The organism is Pseudomonas sp. TWP3-1 (assembly GCF_049896625.1).
Taxonomy (GTDB): Bacteria; Pseudomonadota; Gammaproteobacteria; order Pseudomonadales; family Pseudomonadaceae; genus Aquipseudomonas.
Window position 1 is genome coordinate 78,071 of the sequence record NZ_JAFCUQ010000008.1, and the last position, 14,790, is coordinate 92,860.

Here is a 14,790-nt window from a genome sequence, read left to right on the forward strand (position 1 = left end):
TTGCGCCGGTTTTATCATTGGGGGAAATTATTGGCTGCATGCCTGCGCACAGCAATTTAAAGTGTACTACCCGGTTAGTTTTGCGTGCGATTATCGAACACTAAGCCGTTTTGACGAATTGACGATTTTTCGTCCACTGCCCACCATCGACCCCTCATTGAGTCCGGACGTGAACCATCGGTCGCAGTGTTAATGAGAAAACAACACCACATAACAAATTCAAAAACGGGTGGAACACATGATTCCTTCACAGACTTCCCGCATGGCTCCGGCCATGAGCACTGCCACCGGTGGCATCGGCGACAAGATCCGTGGCGCCATGGCCGTCGGCAAGACCCGTTGGGGCATGCTGGCGCTGGTGTTTTTCGCCACCACCCTGAACTACATCGACCGCGCCGCTCTTGGCGTCATGCAGCCCATCCTCGCCAAGGAAATGAGCTGGACGGCGATGGACTACGCCAATATCAACTTCTGGTTTCAGGTCGGCTACGCTATCGGCTTCGTGCTGCAAGGACGACTGATCGACCGGGTTGGCGTCAAGCGTGTGTTCTTCTGCGCCGTACTGTTGTGGAGCCTGGCCACCGGCGCCCACGGTCTGGCGACTTCAGCGGTCGGATTCATGGTCTGCCGGTTTATCCTCGGCCTGACCGAAGCAGCGAACTACCCGGCCTGCGTGAAAACCACGCGCCTGTGGTTCCCGGCCGGTGAACGCGCCGTGGCCACCGGCATCTTCAACGCCGGCACCAACGTCGGCGCGATGTTTACCCCGATGCTGTTGCCGCTGGTGCTGCATGTGTGGGGCTGGCAAGCCGCGTTCCTGTGCATGGCGGCACTTGGCGGCATCTGGCTGCTGTTCTGGGGCCTGAAGTATTTCAATCCGGAAGATCACCCGAGCGTTAAACAGTCCGAGCTGGATTACATCCAGCAAGAGGCCGAACCGGAACAGCCCGCCGTGCCATTCTCGAAAATACTGCGCATGCGCGGCACTTGGGCCTTCGCCATCGCCTACGCGCTGACCGCGCCGGTGTTCTGGTTTTATCTGTACTGGCTGCCGCCGTTTCTCAATCAGCAATACAACCTGGGCATCAACGTGACCCAGATGGGCATTCCGCTGATCATCATCTATGTCACGGCTGACTTCGGCAGTGTCGGTGGCGGGATTCTGTCTTCGTTCCTGATCGGGCGCGGTATGAACGCGATCAAGGCGCGTCTGCTGTCGATGTTGCTGTTCGCCTGCTGCATCATCGGCGTGGTGATGGCGGCCGGTTCGAGCAATCTGTGGGTGGCGGTCGCTGCAATATCACTGGCGATTGGCGCGCATCAGGCGTGGACGGCGAACATCTGGAGTCTGGTCATGGACTACACGCCCAAGCACATGATGAGCACGGTGTTCGGCTTCGGCGGCATGTGCGCGGCGATCGGCGGGATGTTCATGACCCAGATCGTCGGCCATATCCTCACCGTCACCAACAACAACTACACCGTATTGTTCACGCTGATTCCGGCGATGTATTTCCTCGCACTGACCTGGATGTACTTCATGGCGCCACGCAAAATCCCGACGATTACCGAGTAACCGGCCTACACAAACCACTGTGGGAGCTAGCTGGCTAGCTCCCACAAATATCGGTTCCTTTCAGCGCCGGCTCTGTTGCCACGCTGCCGCCAGTCCGCTGCAACAGATCACCGCGATCCCGACCACTGTCAGCAAGGTCGGTGTGTGATCGAACAGCAACCAGCCCAACAACCCCGCGAACACAATCTGGCAATAGCCGAACGGTGCCAGCAGCGCCGGTGCCGCATGGCGGAACGCCTGGGTCAGAAACAAATGCGCGGTCATCCCGCAACTGCCCAGCGCCAGCATCAACAACCCGTGACCAAAACTCGGCACTTGCCAGAAGAACGGCACAATCGCGCTCATCACCAGCGTGTTGCACAACCCGGCGAAAAAGTTACTGGTAGTCGGGCTGTCGATCTCGCTGAGCTTGCGCGTCAGCAGTTGATAGAAGCAGAAAAACAGTGCCGAGCAGAACGGCAACAGGATCGCGGCCGTAAACAGTTCGCCGCCGGGATGGACGATGATCAGCACGCCGACAAATCCGCAAATCACCGCAATCCATTGCCCGCGCGTTACGCGTTCCTTGAGCAACGGCACCGACAGCGCCGTGACCAGCACCGGCGCAAGAAAGTTGACCGCCGTGGCCTCGGCCAACGGGATGTACAGCAGCGCCGTGGTGAAAAACAGGCTGGTGCCGAGCAGGCACAACGCCCGCGCCAACTGCCATAACGGGCGCTTGGTGCGCAGGACGCGCAACCCGGACTGCGGCAGAAAAATCCCCGCCATCAATAACGTGTGCACCACATAGCGCGCCCAGACCACCATCACGATCGGATAGAAACCCGAGAGGTATTTCGACAACGCGTCGTGGCTGGAAAACAGAAAAGTCGCGACGACAATCAGCAAGATCCCTTTGAAGGGTTGGTTGACACCTGATAACGGGGTGCTGACGGTCATTGGCGGTCTCTGAAAAAACGAAATGAGGAAAGAGCCTCAGTGACAATTTACAACTCACTTCCAAGTTAGCACGCGCATCTATCCTGAACCGGTGCGAACAGCGCACACTTTCAATTGCGCCATGAATACCTGAGGGAGCGAGCCTGCTTACTCCTGCAAAAAACCGCTTCAAGGGAATTTGCTGCGCGCTCAGGGTTCTTACCCGTCAGCACGAGCAGTGTGCCATGCCCGGCAATAGACGGACGACCGGACTGGCGCCACACTCACACACCAGCAACACTCATCACCAAATACTTTTCACCACCAACAATCAGAGGATTCCCACATGCTATGGAAAAAAGGCCGACGCAGTGACAACGTCGTCGACGCCCGTGGTGATGGCGGGGGCGGTGGTGGCGGCATGCGCTTCGGTGGCGGCAAAGGCCTGAGCCTGGGCGCGATTCTGTTGATCGTTGGCATCGGCTGGATCACCGGGCAGGATCCGCTGCAGATCCTCGGTCAGCTCACCGGCCAAGGCACGCAGCAAGCGGCGCCGACTTCGCAAACTCGTCAGGCACCGCCAGCCAACGATCAACAAGCCGAATTCGTGCGTTCGATCCTCGGTGATACCGAAGACACCTGGGGCGCGATTTTTCAGCAGGCCGGTCGCCAATACAAAGAGCCGACGCTGGTGCTGTTCAGCAGCCGTGTGAATTCCGCCTGCGGCCTGGCGACTTCAGCCACCGGCCCGTTCTATTGCCCGGCAGATCAGAAGGTCTATCTGGACATGGCGTTCTTCCAGGAAATGTCCCAGCGCTTCGAGGCTGCCGGTGACTTCGCTCAGGCCTACGTGATCGCGCACGAAGTCGGACACCATGTGCAGACGCTGCTTGGTGTATCGGCGAAAATTCAGGCCGCGCGCCAGCAAGGTCGGCAGATGGAAGGCGACGGTGGTTTGCTGGTGCGTCAGGAACTGCAGGCCGATTGTCTGGCCGGCGTCTGGGCCAACAATGCGCAGAAGCGTCTGAACTGGCTGGAACCGGGCGACATTGAAGAAGCCTTGAACGCGGCCAATGCCATCGGTGATGATCGCTTGCAACAACAGGGTCAGGGTCGCGTGGTGCCGGACTCCTTCACCCACGGTACGTCGGCGCAGAGGGTGCGCTGGTTCAAAACCGGGTTCGCTCAGGGCCAGGTCGGCCAGTGCGATACCTTTGCGGCGAAAAACCTGTAAATGCATAAGTGGCTGTTGGCTTTACTGGTGATAGTCGGCACCGCGCAAGCGGCCGGCGTCGATGCGATCAGCCCCGGACGCCTGCAACTGCAGGCCGGGGAAATGGCCGTGGGCATCGGCCCGGCACCGACGAAAATCGAGCGTGTGCTGATCGTCATTCATGGCCGATTGCGCAACGCCGAGACCTATCGCAAGAGTGCCGAAAGCGCGGCGGAACTGGCCGGGCAATCTGCCAACACGCTGGTGATCGCCCCGCAGTTTCTCAATGAAAGTGACGTCGCGCTGTATTCGTTGCCGGCCAGTGTTTTGCGCTGGAGCGGCAATGAATGGATGGGTGGCGGCTTATCCACCGGGCCGAATCCGCTGAGTTCCTACGCGGCGCTGGATGAAATCGTCGCGCGCCTGGCCGACCGCAAGCAGTTTCCGGATGTGAAACAGGTGGTGATTTTCGGTCATTCCGGCGGTGGTCAAGTCGTGCAGCGCTACGCCCTGCTCGCCCGTGAACAACCGGCGCTCAAAGCCAACGGCATTCGGCTGCGCTATGTGGTGGCCAATCCATCCTCTTATGCGTACTTCAACGAACAGCGGCCGGTGGCGTTCGATCATGCCAAGTGCGCAGGTTTCAATCGCTGGAAGTACGGTCTGGCGGATGCGCCGATCTACGCCGGTGGGCAATCGCCCGCGCAGCTTGAAAGCAGTTATGTGAAACGCGAGGTGATTTATCTGTTGGGTCAGCAGGACACCGACCCGCAGCATCCGGCTCTGGACAAGAGTTGTGCGGCCAAGGCGCAGGGAGCATTCCGACTGGAGCGCGGGAAGCTGTTTTTCAGCTATCTGCTGCGCCGGCATCCGGAAGGGGTCAATCAACGGCTGATTGAAGTGCCTGGTGTCGGGCATGACGGCGATGGGATGTTGACCTCGCCTGAGGGGCAGAAAGCTTTGTTTGATCAATGAATTTTGTGTTGATCGATCTGGCGCCATCGCTGGCAAGCCAGCTCCCACAGGTGATTTGTGTAGGACACAAATTCTGCATCCACTGCAAATCCCTGTGGGAGCTGGCTTGCCAGCGATGAGGCCCTGACAGACCACAAAAATCTCAAGCCAAAAGCATCCGCCGCAACTCGACACAATCCTTCGCATGCCAATCCGTCAGCTCCGGCCAAGGATTATCCGGCAGATTCACCAGCACCGTCCGCGCACCAGCGGCACGACCGCAATCCAGATCAAAGCGGTAATCGCCGACCATCACCATCTCACTGGCCGGCACCGCCCAGGCATCCGCCAATTTCAGCAATCCGCCCGGATGCGGCTTGGGCGGCGCATCATCCCGCCCCAGCACATCCTCCACCGCGAAACAGTCCGCAAGGCCGATAGCTTCAAGCGTCACATGCGCCAACTCCCGCGCATTGCGGGTCAGAATCCCGAGCCGATAACCACGCTGATGCAGATCGCGCACCAGTTCCACCGCGCCTTGTGCCGGCGTAGAACCGAGCGCCAGATCGCGCTCGTGCTCCAGCAGCCACGCATGTTTCGCCGCCGCTTCGTCGGCAGGCAGCGCGGCCAGATGCGTAAGAATGTCGTCCTCCGCCGGTATCGCCAACGCCACCCGGATCGCCGCGAAATCATGCACCGCGACGGTCAGAGTGCCGTCCATGTCGAACACCCAATGCCGCACATCCGCCAGACTCATGCCCAATCCTTGCGATGGCGGATGAGGCCTTCCTGAGTGACCGACGCCACCAGTTGCCCGGCGCGGTTGTACACGCTGCCACGGGAGAACCCGCGCGAATTGCCGGCCCACGGACTGTCCATCGCGTAGAGCAACCAGTCATCGGCGCGCAGGTCATTGTGGAACCACAGCGCGTGGTCGAGGCTGGCGACCTGCATGTCTTTCTGCCAGACCGATTTGCCGTGCGGCAGCATCGAAGTGGTCAGCAGACCGAAGTCCGAGGCGTAAGCCAGCAGGTATTTATGCAGCGCCGGCAAATCAGCCAAAGCGCCATCGGCCCGGAACCACACGTATTTGACTGGATCGGCGGGTTGCGGGTTGTACGGGTCTTTCTCGGTGACCGGACGCACTTCGATCGGCTTCGGGCACAGCAGCTTTTCGCGCATGTGCTCCGGAATCAAGTGCGCGCGCTGCTGGAACAACTCCAGCTCGGAGGGCAGGTTTTCCGGCCCGACCACTTGCGGCATCTGGCTCTGGTGCTCGAAGCCTTCTTCATCGTATTGAAACGACGCACTGCAGGTGAAAATCGGGTGACCCTTCTGGATCGCCGTGACCCGGCGCGTGCTGAAACTGCCGCCGTCACGCACGCGATCAACCGAGTACACCACCGGCAACTTGGCGTCGCCCGGACGCAAAAAATAGCCGTGCATCGAGTGCACATGCCGCGCTTCTTCAACGGTCTGACTGGCCGCCGACAGCGACTGGCCGAGTACCTGGCCGCCGAACAACTGACGGAACCCCAAGTCCTGACTGCGGCCACGGAACAGGTTTTCCTCGATCGGTTCAAGGGTCAGCAGATCCACCAGATCTTCCAGCACTTGGCTCATTCAGACTCTCCTCACACAAAGCAATGCCGCGCAGTCTTGGCTGCGGCGGGCGATTCAGGTTCTGGCCGACGCCATGATGATGGCGGCCATTGTAAACGTCCGCGCCTGCTTATCCATGCAAGGTTTGTAGCCACTGCTCCCTCGTGATGCGGTACAGCACATGCCGACGTAACGGGTGATCGACGGCAAGTTTCGGGTGTTCAAAATCATCGTCCGGCGCGTGATGCATGCCGATGGCCTGCATGACTTTTTGTGACGGCAGATTTGTCGCACTGGTGAACGACACCACTTCCTTCAACGCGACCCGGTCAAAGCCGCAGCGCAGAGCGGTCCACGCCGCTTCACTGGCATAACCCAGGCCCCAATGTTCCTTGGCCAGCCGCCAGCCGATCTCCACTGCCGGCGTAAACGGTGCGTCGAAACCGACCACGCCGAGGCCGGTGAAACCGATGAACTGGCCAGTGTCCTTGCGCTCCAGCGCCCACAAACCGTAACCGTGCTCGGAGAAATGCCCGCGCACGCGACCGATCAGCGCGGCGCTTTCCAGTCGGCTCAAACGTGCAGGAAAGTAGCGCATCACCTGCGGATCGGCGCACATCGCCGCAAACTCGGGCAAATCCTCGTCCTGCCATTGGCGCAGCAACAGCCTCGCGCTTTCCAGCTCCAGTATCGGTTCCATCCCGCCCCTCCGCTTGATGCCGCCAGTCTACATCGCTGGTAGGCTTTGCACTCTTTCCTACAGCCTTTGTGAATAGTCCTGCCATGCCGTTGCCGCTGATCTACCACGAAGACTACAGCCCCGAGTTTCCGGCGGATCACCGCTTCCCGATGGACAAATTCCGTCTGCTGCGTGATCACCTGGTGGACAGCGGCCTGACGCGCGACGAACAACTGCTGCGCCCGGAGCTGTGCCCGAACGACATCCTCGCCCTCGCCCATGACCGTAGCTATATCGAACGTTACATGAGCGGCGAGTTGTCCCGCGAAGACCAGCGGCGCCTCGGCCTGCCGTGGAGCGAAGCGCTGGCGCGGCGTACGGTGCGCGCAGTTGGTGGCTCGTTGCTGGCGGCGGAAAAAGCTTTGGAGCATGGCCTCGCCTGTCACCTCGCCGGCGGTACGCATCACGCGCATTACGACTACCCGGCCGGGTTCTGCATCTTCAACGACCTGGCGATCATCAGCCAGTACCTGCTGCAAAGCGGTCGGGTCAACCGCGTGCTGATCTTCGATTGCGACGTGCATCAGGGCGATGGCACCGCACGGATTCTGCACAACACCCCGGAAGCGATCACCGTTTCCCTGCACTGCGAAAAGAACTTTCCTGCACGCAAAGCGGAAAGTGACTGGGATATTCCACTGCCCAAAGGCATGGGCGATGCCGATTACCTGAACGTCGTCGACGATGCGCTCAACTATTTGCTGCCGCTGTATCAACCGGATCTGGTGCTGTACGACGCGGGGGTCGACGTACACAAGGACGATGCCCTCGGTTATCTGCAACTGACCGACGCAGGTGTCGCCGCCCGCGATGAAAGCGTGATGCGCCATTGCCTGGGCCGCGACATCCCGCTGGTTGGCGTGATCGGCGGCGGTTACAGCAAGGATCGCCAGGCCCTCGCCCGCCGTCACGGCATCCTCCATCACAGCGCGCAGCGGGTCTGGCAGTCATTCGGTTGTCATTGAGTTGTGCTGCGTTACCCACAATCGCTGTGGAACGGCCTGTGGATAACCTGAGTGAAAGGGACTACAGGCCTTACTGGCCATAGCTCACGACGCACTGGTTATTTTTTGATCAGGCCCGGCAATCGGCGGTGCTGCTAGAATGCGCGGCTTATTCCGCACTGCCGAAAATCCCGCCATGACTCAGACTCCCGCCGCCCTTCCCGCTCGCGTCGCCATCATTGGTGGCGGCCCCGCTGGCCTGATGGCGGCCGAAGTGTTGAGTCAGGCCGGCGTAAGCGTCGATCTGTACGACGGCATGCCCTCGGTCGGTCGCAAGTTCCTCCTCGCTGGCGTCGGCGGTATGAACATCACCCATTCCGAAGCGTATCCGGCGTTCCTCGCGCGCTACGCCGAACGCGCCCCGCAAATCGCCCCGCTGCTGCGCGCGTTCGACGCCGATGCGTTGTGCCGCTGGATTCACGATCTGGGCATCGAAACCTTCATCGGCAGCTCCGGCCGCGTATTTCCCACCGACATGAAAGCCGCGCCCCTCCTGCGCGCTTGGCTCAAACGCCTGCGCGACAGCGGCGTAGTTATCCACACCCGCCACCGCTGGCTCGGTTGGGATGAACACGGCGCGCTGCGCATCGACAGCCCGGACGGCGAGAAAACCCTGAAGCCTGACGCCACCCTGCTCGCCCTCGGCGGCGGCAGTTGGTCACGGCTGGGTTCCGACGGCGCTTGGATGCTCGCGCTGGAGCAACGCGGTGTAGGACTGGCGCCGTTGCAGCCGAGTAATTGTGGCTTCGAAGTGCAGGCATGGAGCGAATTGCTCGTAAGCAAATTCGCTGGCGCGCCGCTGAAAAATATTGCCATTGGTTTGAACGACGACATCCCGCGTCTGGGTGAATGCGTGATCACCGCGACCGGGATTGAAGGCAGTCTGATTTACGCCTTGTCGGCGCCGATGCGTGAGGCGATCAATCAGCATGGCTCGGCGACGATCCATATTGACCTGCTGCCGGGGCGGCCTGTGGATAAGGTTCAGGCTGCGCTGAGCAAACCGCGTGGCTCGCGCTCGATGGCCAAGCATCTGCACAGTCAGTTGGGGATTGATGGGGTGAAAGCGGCGTTGTTACGCGAGCTGACTGATGCGGCGACGTTTGCCGACCCGGCGCTGTTGGCGCGGGCGATCAAGGCGTTGCCGCTGACGGTGGTGGGAACCCGGCCGCTGGATGAGGCGATCAGCAGTGCGGGCGGGGTGACGTTCGAGGCGATGGATGAGCGGTTGATGCTTAAGGCGTTGCCGGGGGTGTTTTGTGCGGGGGAGATGATTGATTGGGAGGCGCCGACTGGCGGGTATTTGCTGACGGGGTGTTTTGCCAGTGGGCGGGCGGCGGGTTTTGGAATGCTGGAGTGGTTACGGCGCGGGAATTGAGTGTACCCATTGCCCTCACCCCAGCCCTCTCCCCCAGGAGAGGGAGCCGACCGAGGTGTCTGGCGTCATACATCGACCTGAATGACCAAGTCGATTATGGATTCGGTAAAGCAGGGTCAGGTCGATGGATTTCTGAGGCATCCCCCAATCAGTCCCCTCTCCCTCCGGGAGAGGGTTAGGGTGAGGGGCTCTTCGCCTTTGACCTTAAACCCTTAAGGCTTACGCTTACGCGGCCCAGTATTGAACACCGGCACCTTACGCACAGGCTTCACCGCCACCTCAGGCGCCGGCGTATCCCCGCTGTCCACCCACTTACCCAGATTGCGCTTGCCGCCACCGGAAACCTTGGGCTTTTTCGGTTTCTTCGGTTTCTTGATCACCTGACCGCTGGCATCCGTTTCCGGCACCCGATGCTCAGGCACGAAGTCCGGCTCGATCTCGCGCTTCAAGGTGCTGCGGGTCAGCGTTTCAATCGCCGACAACATGTTCACTTCATCGGCACACACCAGCGAAATCGCCTCGCCAGTCGCGCCGGCGCGGCCAGTGCGGCCAATACGGTGGATGTAATCCTCGGCCACGATCGGCAGGTCGAAGTTGACCACCAACGGCAGATCTTCGATGTCCAGACCACGGGCGGCAACATCGGTCGCCACCAGAATCTGCACTTCACTCGCCTTGAAGCGGTCCAGCGCGCGCTGACGGGTCGCTTGCGGTTTGTCGCCGTGGATACCGTCGGCGTTCACGCCGAGGCCCTGAAGTTTTTCCACCAGCGCATCCACGCCGTTGCGGGTCTTGGCGAACACCAGCACTTGCTTCCACTTGCTTTTGCGCATCAGGTGCACGAACAGTTCAGCCTTGCGCTTCTTGTCCACCGTCACCACCCACTGCTTGACGGTATTGGCGGCAACGTTGCGTGGGCTGACTTCGATGCTCAGCGGATCGTTGAGCATCTGCCCGGCCAGCAGGCGGATGTCATCGGAGAAGGTCGCGGAGAACAGCAGCGTCTGACGTTTTTTCGGCAGCGCGCGGTAGATGTTGCCCAGTTCTTCAGAGAAGCCCAGGTCGAGCATGCGGTCGGCTTCATCCAGCACCAGGGTTTGCAACTGATTGAATTTCAGCGCCTTCTGGCGGTACAGGTCGAGCAAGCGACCCGGCGTCGCCACCAGCACATCGACGCCGCCGCGCAGCTTCATCATTTGCGGGTTGATGCTCACGCCGCCATACACCGCATAGGTGCGCAGCGGCAGGTTCTCGGCGTACTGACGCACGGCTTCGTGAACCTGCTCGGCCAGTTCGCGGGTCGGCACCAGAATCAGCGCGCGCGTCGAGTTGGCAGCGACTTTCGGCCCTTCCATGCTCAGCAGCTGCAACAACGGCAAGGCGAAACCGGCGGTCTTGCCGGTGCCGGTCTGGGCCGCAGCCATCAGGTCGCGACCGGCCAGCACCGCCGGAATGGCTTGCGCCTGCACCGGCGTCGGGGTCTGGTAGCCGAGCGTCTCGAGGGAGCGCAGCAAGGGTTCGATCAGGCCAAGGGAGGCGAAAGTCATGGAAGTACCGTAGGAAAATTCAGCGCGATTGTGCAAAACGAATGCGTAATGACGCGCAGTTTACCCTAATTCACAGTCGATTCTTCCGCCACGGCCACAGGCTTGGTCGCCACGGGCTGCGGCGGCTTGCGACGCCACTGCGGCAGACTGATCAGCACCACAGCGCTGATGATCACCAGCATCGCCAGTGCTTCTTCTATACCAATGGTCTCGCCGACAAACACGATCCCCAGCAACACCGCCACCGCCGGATTGACGTAGGCATAACTCGTAGCCGCCGCTGGTCGCACGTTTTTCAACAGATACATATAAGCGTTGAAGGCGATGATCGAGCCGAAGAAGATCAGATACGCCAGCGCCAGCCAGCCTTCCAGCGGCGGCACAGCTTGCAAGTGTTCGCCGCTGAGCGCGCTGCCGATCAACAGCACCACGCCGCCAACGAGCATTTCCGCCGCGCTGGCCATCGCGCCCTGCGGCAGCGGCAAGTGTTTGCTCCACACCGAACCGAAGGCCCAGGCAGCCGCGGCAAAAATCAGCAACGTCGCACCGAACGGACTCGATTGCAGGTTGGAACCCATGTTGAGCATGGCGATGCCGATAATGCCCAGCACCACTCCAGCCCATTCAAGACGGGTATTGCGCGCGCCCCAGAAATAGCCGCACAGCAGCGTAAACAGCGGCACCGTCGCCACCGCCAACGCCGCAACGCCCGAAGCCACCCCGCTGTGCTCGGCCAGGGTCACCGCGCCGTTGCCGCAACTCAGCAACAAAATCCCGATCATCCCCGCCGCTTTCCACTGCGCCCACGTCGGCGCCGGCACCCCGCGCCAGCGCAGGAACGTATACATCAGGCTGCCGGCAATCACGAAGCGCACACCACCGAGCATCAGCGGCGGCCAGTATTCGACGCCGATACGGATCACCAGATAGGTCGAGCCCCAAATCACATACAACGCGAAAAACGCGGCGATCAGCGGCAAGGAAAAACGGCGCAGGGCGGACATGGGCAGCTCGAATGTCAGAGACAGGGGATTGGTTATTCTAGAAAGGCCAGCGGGCAAAAATAAGTTACAAAACCTGTTTATCGCGCCGGTACACTTTTGAAATCACGGAGATCAGCGGCATTTACCGCGATTTCGAAGGATTGGCTTTTTCGGGAATTTCATCATGGACAAATACGATCGCATGTTGCTCAGCGCCTTGCTCGAAAACGGCCGTGCGTCCTACGCCGACCTGGCGCGCAAAGTTAACCTCTCCGCCCCCGCCGTCGCCGAGCGCGTGGCCAAACTTGAAGCCAGCGGCGTGATCACCGGGTATCAGGCGAACATCGACCTGTCGAAAATCGGCTTGCCAATCCAGTGTGTAATCGAACTGCGCCTGAACCAGCACGGCAGTCAGAAGGTGTACGACGAACTGGTGAAAATTCCACAGCTGACCGAGTGCTTTCGAGTGACGGGCGATCCGTGCGTGATCATGAAAGCCGCAGTGGGTTCGATGCCCGAGCTGGAGGATCTGATCAATCGGGTGGCGAAATTCGGCTTCAGCAAGACGTCGATTGTGTTGTCGAGTGCGATAGAGAAGCGCGTGCCGTTGGGGCACATCGAAGGTAACGGCAAGTAAGGGTCACGATCATCTGTAACGCTGCAAATGCTCGCCGACTTTCGCCGCCGGGATTTTTTGCAACTTGCACAGCAAATCATGATTCAACTCGCGCACTCCATGTTTTTCCCGCAGCTCCCCAGCCAGATGCGCCATCAGGTTGGCCGCCATTTCGGCGTCGGCCATGGCCCGGTGAGCCTGGCCGGTGTGCGGCAGGCGGGCGAAGGTGGTGAGGGTGCCGAGTTTGTGGTTCGGCGCGGCGGGCATCAGCCGGCGCGCCAGTAGCAGCGAGCAGGCGAAGTTTTGCAGGCGGGTGCGTTTGATGCGGCCGAGTTCGAAGTCCCAGAACTTCTGGTCGAACGAGGCGTTGTGCGCGAGCAATGGCGTGCAGCCGACGAATTCGTTGACCTCGTTCATCACCTGCTCGGCGGATGGCGCGGTACGCAGCATGGCGTTGCTGATGCCGGTCAGTTGCTCGATGAACGCCGGGACGCGTACGCCAGCGTTCATCAGGCTCTGGTAACGCTCGACGATACGGCCGTTTTCCAGCATGACCACGGCGATTTCCGTGGCCCGGCAACTGCTGTTCGGCGAGAGGCCGGTGGTTTCAAAGTCGATGACTGCAATGCGTTCCAAACCGGGTTCAACTCCAAATCAATTCTTCAGGTTCCGCTCAATTTTTCAGGAGCAGTGCGCCTTCAATCGGCACATAACGGCTGGCGGCACGGATCAGCGAGTTGGCGGTCAGGCCTGGCACGCCGTAGGCGACTGCTTGTACCCCGTGTTTGCTGATGATGCGCTCGAGCAGCATGTCGAAATCGCCATCACCGGAGGCCAGTACCACTTCGTCGACGTGATCGGCAGCGTCCATGATGTCGAGGGTGATGCCCACGTCCCAGTCGCCCTTGGCCGAACCGTCGCTGCGCTGGATGTAGGGCTTGAGCTTCACGATGAAACCGAGGTTGCGCAGGATCTGCTGAAACTGCTGCTGCTTGCTGTCACCACGGTCGATCGCGTAGGCGTAGGCCTCGACGATCTGCCCGTCCTTGCTGATGTCCGCCCACAGCGCCGCATAGTTGAAGTGGCAACCATAGGCCTGACGCACGGTGTAATAGAGGTTCTGTACATCGGCGAACACTGCGATTTTTTTCACCGGAGTTCCTCTGGGCGCGCAAGCGCATGAGCGGGATCAGGCGCGGGGGGCCTGAAAAAGGCGCTCAGTATGCCAGTAAACGCAGTGTGGCGAGGGAGCTTGTCGAATCGTCGCACCGTCCCGCTGGACTGCGCAGCAGACCTTTCCTTTAAAAGAAAGGGCCGCTTCGCGCCCCAGCGGGAGCAAGCTCCCTCGCCACAGTGGTTGGTGTCGACCGCTTATCAGACGAACGAATCGTCATCGCTGAAGAACGATGAGTTGTCATCGCTGTAGTCGGTGTCGGTGAACCCGCCCTGGCTATCGTTATTGGCCATGTGCTGATCATCCCCCCAGCCGTTGTTGCTCTGGTCGCTGACCTGGGCCGGCTCTTCTTTGATCACTTCAACGATTTCTTCCGGCTGCTGGTTGTGATGGAACAGGCTGCTGATGCCTTGCGCCAGCATCACGCCACCGGCTACACCCGCAGCCGTTTTCAGCGCGCCACCAAGGAAACCGCTGCCGCCTGCTTGCGGCGCGGGAAAGTTGGGCTGCGCCGCGCCGAAATTCTGTTGTGGAGGTGCCGCACCAAAATTCTGCTGCGGTGCCGGTTCACGCCAGCCGCCCGTCGACACTGGCGCGCTCTGAGCCGGACGCGAATTACCGCCAAAAATACTCGACAAAAACCCGCCGCCACTCGCCGCCGGAGCAGTCCCCTGCGCTTTGGCCGATTGCAACTCAGCCTGCAAACGTTGAACTTGCTGGGTCAGCTGTTTGTTCTGTTCATCAAGACTCTTGAGCGCAGCTTCTTGCACCAGAATCGCCTGGGTCATGAAATAACCTGCCGCCGGCTGGCGCATCAGGTGTTCCTTGATCCGCGTTTCGGCCTGGGCGTCGCGCGGGGCTGCCTCCGTTTCGGCTTGTTGCAGCCGGGAAAACAGTCCATCGATCAGGGTTTGTTCTTCGCTGTTCATGGCGACCTCGTAGATTGCCGGAGATAACGTTGCCCTCGCCCGATCCGAGCAAGGTGCCCTTCCGTAATGGAGGCAGTGACAAGATGTTTCAATGACCTTTACCGAACGTTTACGTTTGCGCAGCAAAAGCCATCATCGGTTAAAGTGGGCCACTGTT

At 60.3% G+C, this 14,790-nt stretch carries 15 protein-coding genes; 6 read left to right on the plus strand and 9 right to left on the minus strand.

The window, feature by feature from the left end; genetic code table 11:
- The first annotated feature begins 238 nt into the window (after positions 1–238).
- Positions 239–1,576: an MFS transporter gene (locus ACP7BN_RS13120; RefSeq protein ID WP_426204615.1), complete on the plus strand. Its 1,338-nt coding sequence runs from the start codon at positions 239–241 to the stop codon at positions 1,574–1,576.
- Positions 1,577–1,636: 60 nt separating this feature from the next.
- Here the strand turns inward: ACP7BN_RS13120 and ACP7BN_RS13125 are convergent, their stop codons facing one another.
- On the minus strand, positions 1,637–2,515 hold the full coding sequence (locus tag ACP7BN_RS13125; protein WP_426204617.1) for a DMT family transporter: 879 nt from the start codon (positions 2,513–2,515) through the stop codon (positions 1,637–1,639).
- Between the two features lie 325 nt (positions 2,516–2,840).
- Between ACP7BN_RS13125 and ypfJ the strand changes: the two genes are divergently transcribed.
- Both ypfJ and ACP7BN_RS13135 read left to right on the plus strand, forming a co-directional pair.
- Positions 2,841–3,728, plus strand: a complete 888-nt coding sequence (ypfJ, locus tag ACP7BN_RS13130) for a KPN_02809 family neutral zinc metallopeptidase (RefSeq protein ID WP_426204618.1) — start codon at positions 2,841–2,843, stop codon at positions 3,726–3,728.
- Positions 3,729–4,682 (plus strand): alpha/beta fold hydrolase, encoded by a 954-nt coding sequence (locus tag ACP7BN_RS13135; protein WP_426204620.1) that lies wholly within the window; start codon positions 3,729–3,731, stop codon positions 4,680–4,682.
- Between the two features lie 142 nt (positions 4,683–4,824).
- Here the strand turns inward: ACP7BN_RS13135 and ACP7BN_RS13140 are convergent, their stop codons facing one another.
- The 3 genes from ACP7BN_RS13140 to ACP7BN_RS13150 all read right to left on the minus strand — a co-directional run bounded on the left by ACP7BN_RS13140 (position 4,825) and on the right by ACP7BN_RS13150 (position 6,963).
- Entirely contained in the window at positions 4,825–5,418 is a 594-nt protein-coding gene (locus ACP7BN_RS13140; protein ID WP_426204622.1) for an HAD family hydrolase, read from the minus strand.
- Positions 5,415–6,284: an acyl-CoA thioesterase II gene (gene tesB, locus ACP7BN_RS13145; protein ID WP_420648495.1), complete on the minus strand. Its 870-nt coding sequence runs from the start codon at positions 6,282–6,284 to the stop codon at positions 5,415–5,417. The genes ACP7BN_RS13140 and tesB overlap by 4 nt, the downstream gene beginning before the upstream one ends.
- 109 nt (positions 6,285–6,393) lie before the next feature.
- On the minus strand, positions 6,394–6,963 hold the full coding sequence (locus ACP7BN_RS13150) for a GNAT family N-acetyltransferase (protein ID WP_420648496.1): 570 nt from the start codon (positions 6,961–6,963) through the stop codon (positions 6,394–6,396).
- A gap of 83 nt (positions 6,964–7,046) precedes the next feature.
- On the opposite strand from ACP7BN_RS13150, the gene ACP7BN_RS13155 reads away from it, so the two are divergent.
- Positions 7,047–7,967: a histone deacetylase family protein gene (locus tag ACP7BN_RS13155; protein WP_426204624.1), complete on the plus strand. Its 921-nt coding sequence runs from the start codon at positions 7,047–7,049 to the stop codon at positions 7,965–7,967.
- A 175-nt stretch (positions 7,968–8,142) separates the two neighbouring features.
- Positions 8,143–9,384, plus strand: a complete 1,242-nt coding sequence (locus ACP7BN_RS13160) for a TIGR03862 family flavoprotein (protein ID WP_426204625.1) — start codon at positions 8,143–8,145, stop codon at positions 9,382–9,384.
- 212 nt (positions 9,385–9,596) lie between these two features.
- On the opposite strand, the gene ACP7BN_RS13165 is transcribed toward ACP7BN_RS13160, so the two are convergent.
- Together ACP7BN_RS13165 and yedA are read right to left on the minus strand one after the other, a co-directional pair.
- Complete coding sequence (locus ACP7BN_RS13165) at positions 9,597–10,931, minus strand: DEAD/DEAH box helicase (protein ID WP_426204627.1); 1,335 nt, start codon at positions 10,929–10,931, stop codon at positions 9,597–9,599.
- A gap of 65 nt (positions 10,932–10,996) precedes the next feature.
- The gene (gene yedA, locus ACP7BN_RS13170) at positions 10,997–11,935 is read right to left on the minus strand and encodes a drug/metabolite exporter YedA (protein ID WP_426204629.1); all 939 of its coding nucleotides are present in this window, start codon (positions 11,933–11,935) and stop codon (positions 10,997–10,999) included.
- 163 nt (positions 11,936–12,098) lie between these two features.
- Here yedA and ACP7BN_RS13175 point away from each other — a divergent pair, with 163 nt between their 5' ends.
- Positions 12,099–12,551 (plus strand): Lrp/AsnC family transcriptional regulator, encoded by a 453-nt coding sequence (locus ACP7BN_RS13175; RefSeq protein ID WP_420648502.1) that lies wholly within the window; start codon positions 12,099–12,101, stop codon positions 12,549–12,551.
- Positions 12,552–12,560: 9 nt separating this feature from the next.
- Here the strand turns inward: ACP7BN_RS13175 and ACP7BN_RS13180 are convergent, their stop codons facing one another.
- From ACP7BN_RS13180 to ACP7BN_RS13190, 3 genes are all read right to left on the minus strand, one after another.
- On the minus strand, positions 12,561–13,166 hold the full coding sequence (locus ACP7BN_RS13180; RefSeq protein WP_426204632.1) for a 3'-5' exonuclease: 606 nt from the start codon (positions 13,164–13,166) through the stop codon (positions 12,561–12,563).
- Positions 13,167–13,203: 37 nt separating this feature from the next.
- The gene (locus ACP7BN_RS13185; protein WP_042561201.1) at positions 13,204–13,683 is read right to left on the minus strand and encodes an NYN domain-containing protein; all 480 of its coding nucleotides are present in this window, start codon (positions 13,681–13,683) and stop codon (positions 13,204–13,206) included.
- Positions 13,684–13,904: 221 nt separating this feature from the next.
- Entirely contained in the window at positions 13,905–14,633 is a 729-nt protein-coding gene (locus ACP7BN_RS13190) for a DUF2076 domain-containing protein (protein WP_420648504.1), read from the minus strand.
- Between the last annotated feature and the right edge of the window lie 157 nt (positions 14,634–14,790).

What these genes read in the sequence shown, in the direction of transcription:
- ACP7BN_RS13120 (WP_426204615.1), top strand. Translation starts at nt 239, where the DNA reads ATGATTCCTTCACAGACTTCCCGCATGGCTCCGGCCATGAGCACTGCC.
- ACP7BN_RS13125 (WP_426204617.1), bottom strand. Translation starts at nt 2,515, where the DNA reads ATGACCGTCAGCACCCCGTTATCAGGTGTCAACCAACCCTTCAAAGGG.
- ypfJ (WP_426204618.1), top strand. Translation starts at nt 2,841, where the DNA reads ATGCTATGGAAAAAAGGCCGACGCAGTGACAACGTCGTCGACGCCCGT.
- ACP7BN_RS13135 (WP_426204620.1), top strand. Translation starts at nt 3,729, where the DNA reads ATGCATAAGTGGCTGTTGGCTTTACTGGTGATAGTCGGCACCGCGCAA.
- ACP7BN_RS13140 (WP_426204622.1), bottom strand. Translation starts at nt 5,418, where the DNA reads ATGAGTCTGGCGGATGTGCGGCATTGGGTGTTCGACATGGACGGCACT.
- tesB (WP_420648495.1), bottom strand. Translation starts at nt 6,284, where the DNA reads ATGAGCCAAGTGCTGGAAGATCTGGTGGATCTGCTGACCCTTGAACCG.
- ACP7BN_RS13150 (WP_420648496.1), bottom strand. Translation starts at nt 6,963, where the DNA reads ATGGAACCGATACTGGAGCTGGAAAGCGCGAGGCTGTTGCTGCGCCAA.
- ACP7BN_RS13155 (WP_426204624.1), top strand. Translation starts at nt 7,047, where the DNA reads ATGCCGTTGCCGCTGATCTACCACGAAGACTACAGCCCCGAGTTTCCG.
- ACP7BN_RS13160 (WP_426204625.1), top strand. Translation starts at nt 8,143, where the DNA reads ATGACTCAGACTCCCGCCGCCCTTCCCGCTCGCGTCGCCATCATTGGT.
- ACP7BN_RS13165 (WP_426204627.1), bottom strand. Translation starts at nt 10,931, where the DNA reads ATGACTTTCGCCTCCCTTGGCCTGATCGAACCCTTGCTGCGCTCCCTC.
- yedA (WP_426204629.1), bottom strand. Translation starts at nt 11,935, where the DNA reads ATGTCCGCCCTGCGCCGTTTTTCCTTGCCGCTGATCGCCGCGTTTTTC.
- ACP7BN_RS13175 (WP_420648502.1), top strand. Translation starts at nt 12,099, where the DNA reads ATGGACAAATACGATCGCATGTTGCTCAGCGCCTTGCTCGAAAACGGC.
- ACP7BN_RS13190 (WP_420648504.1), bottom strand. Translation starts at nt 14,633, where the DNA reads ATGAACAGCGAAGAACAAACCCTGATCGATGGACTGTTTTCCCGGCTG.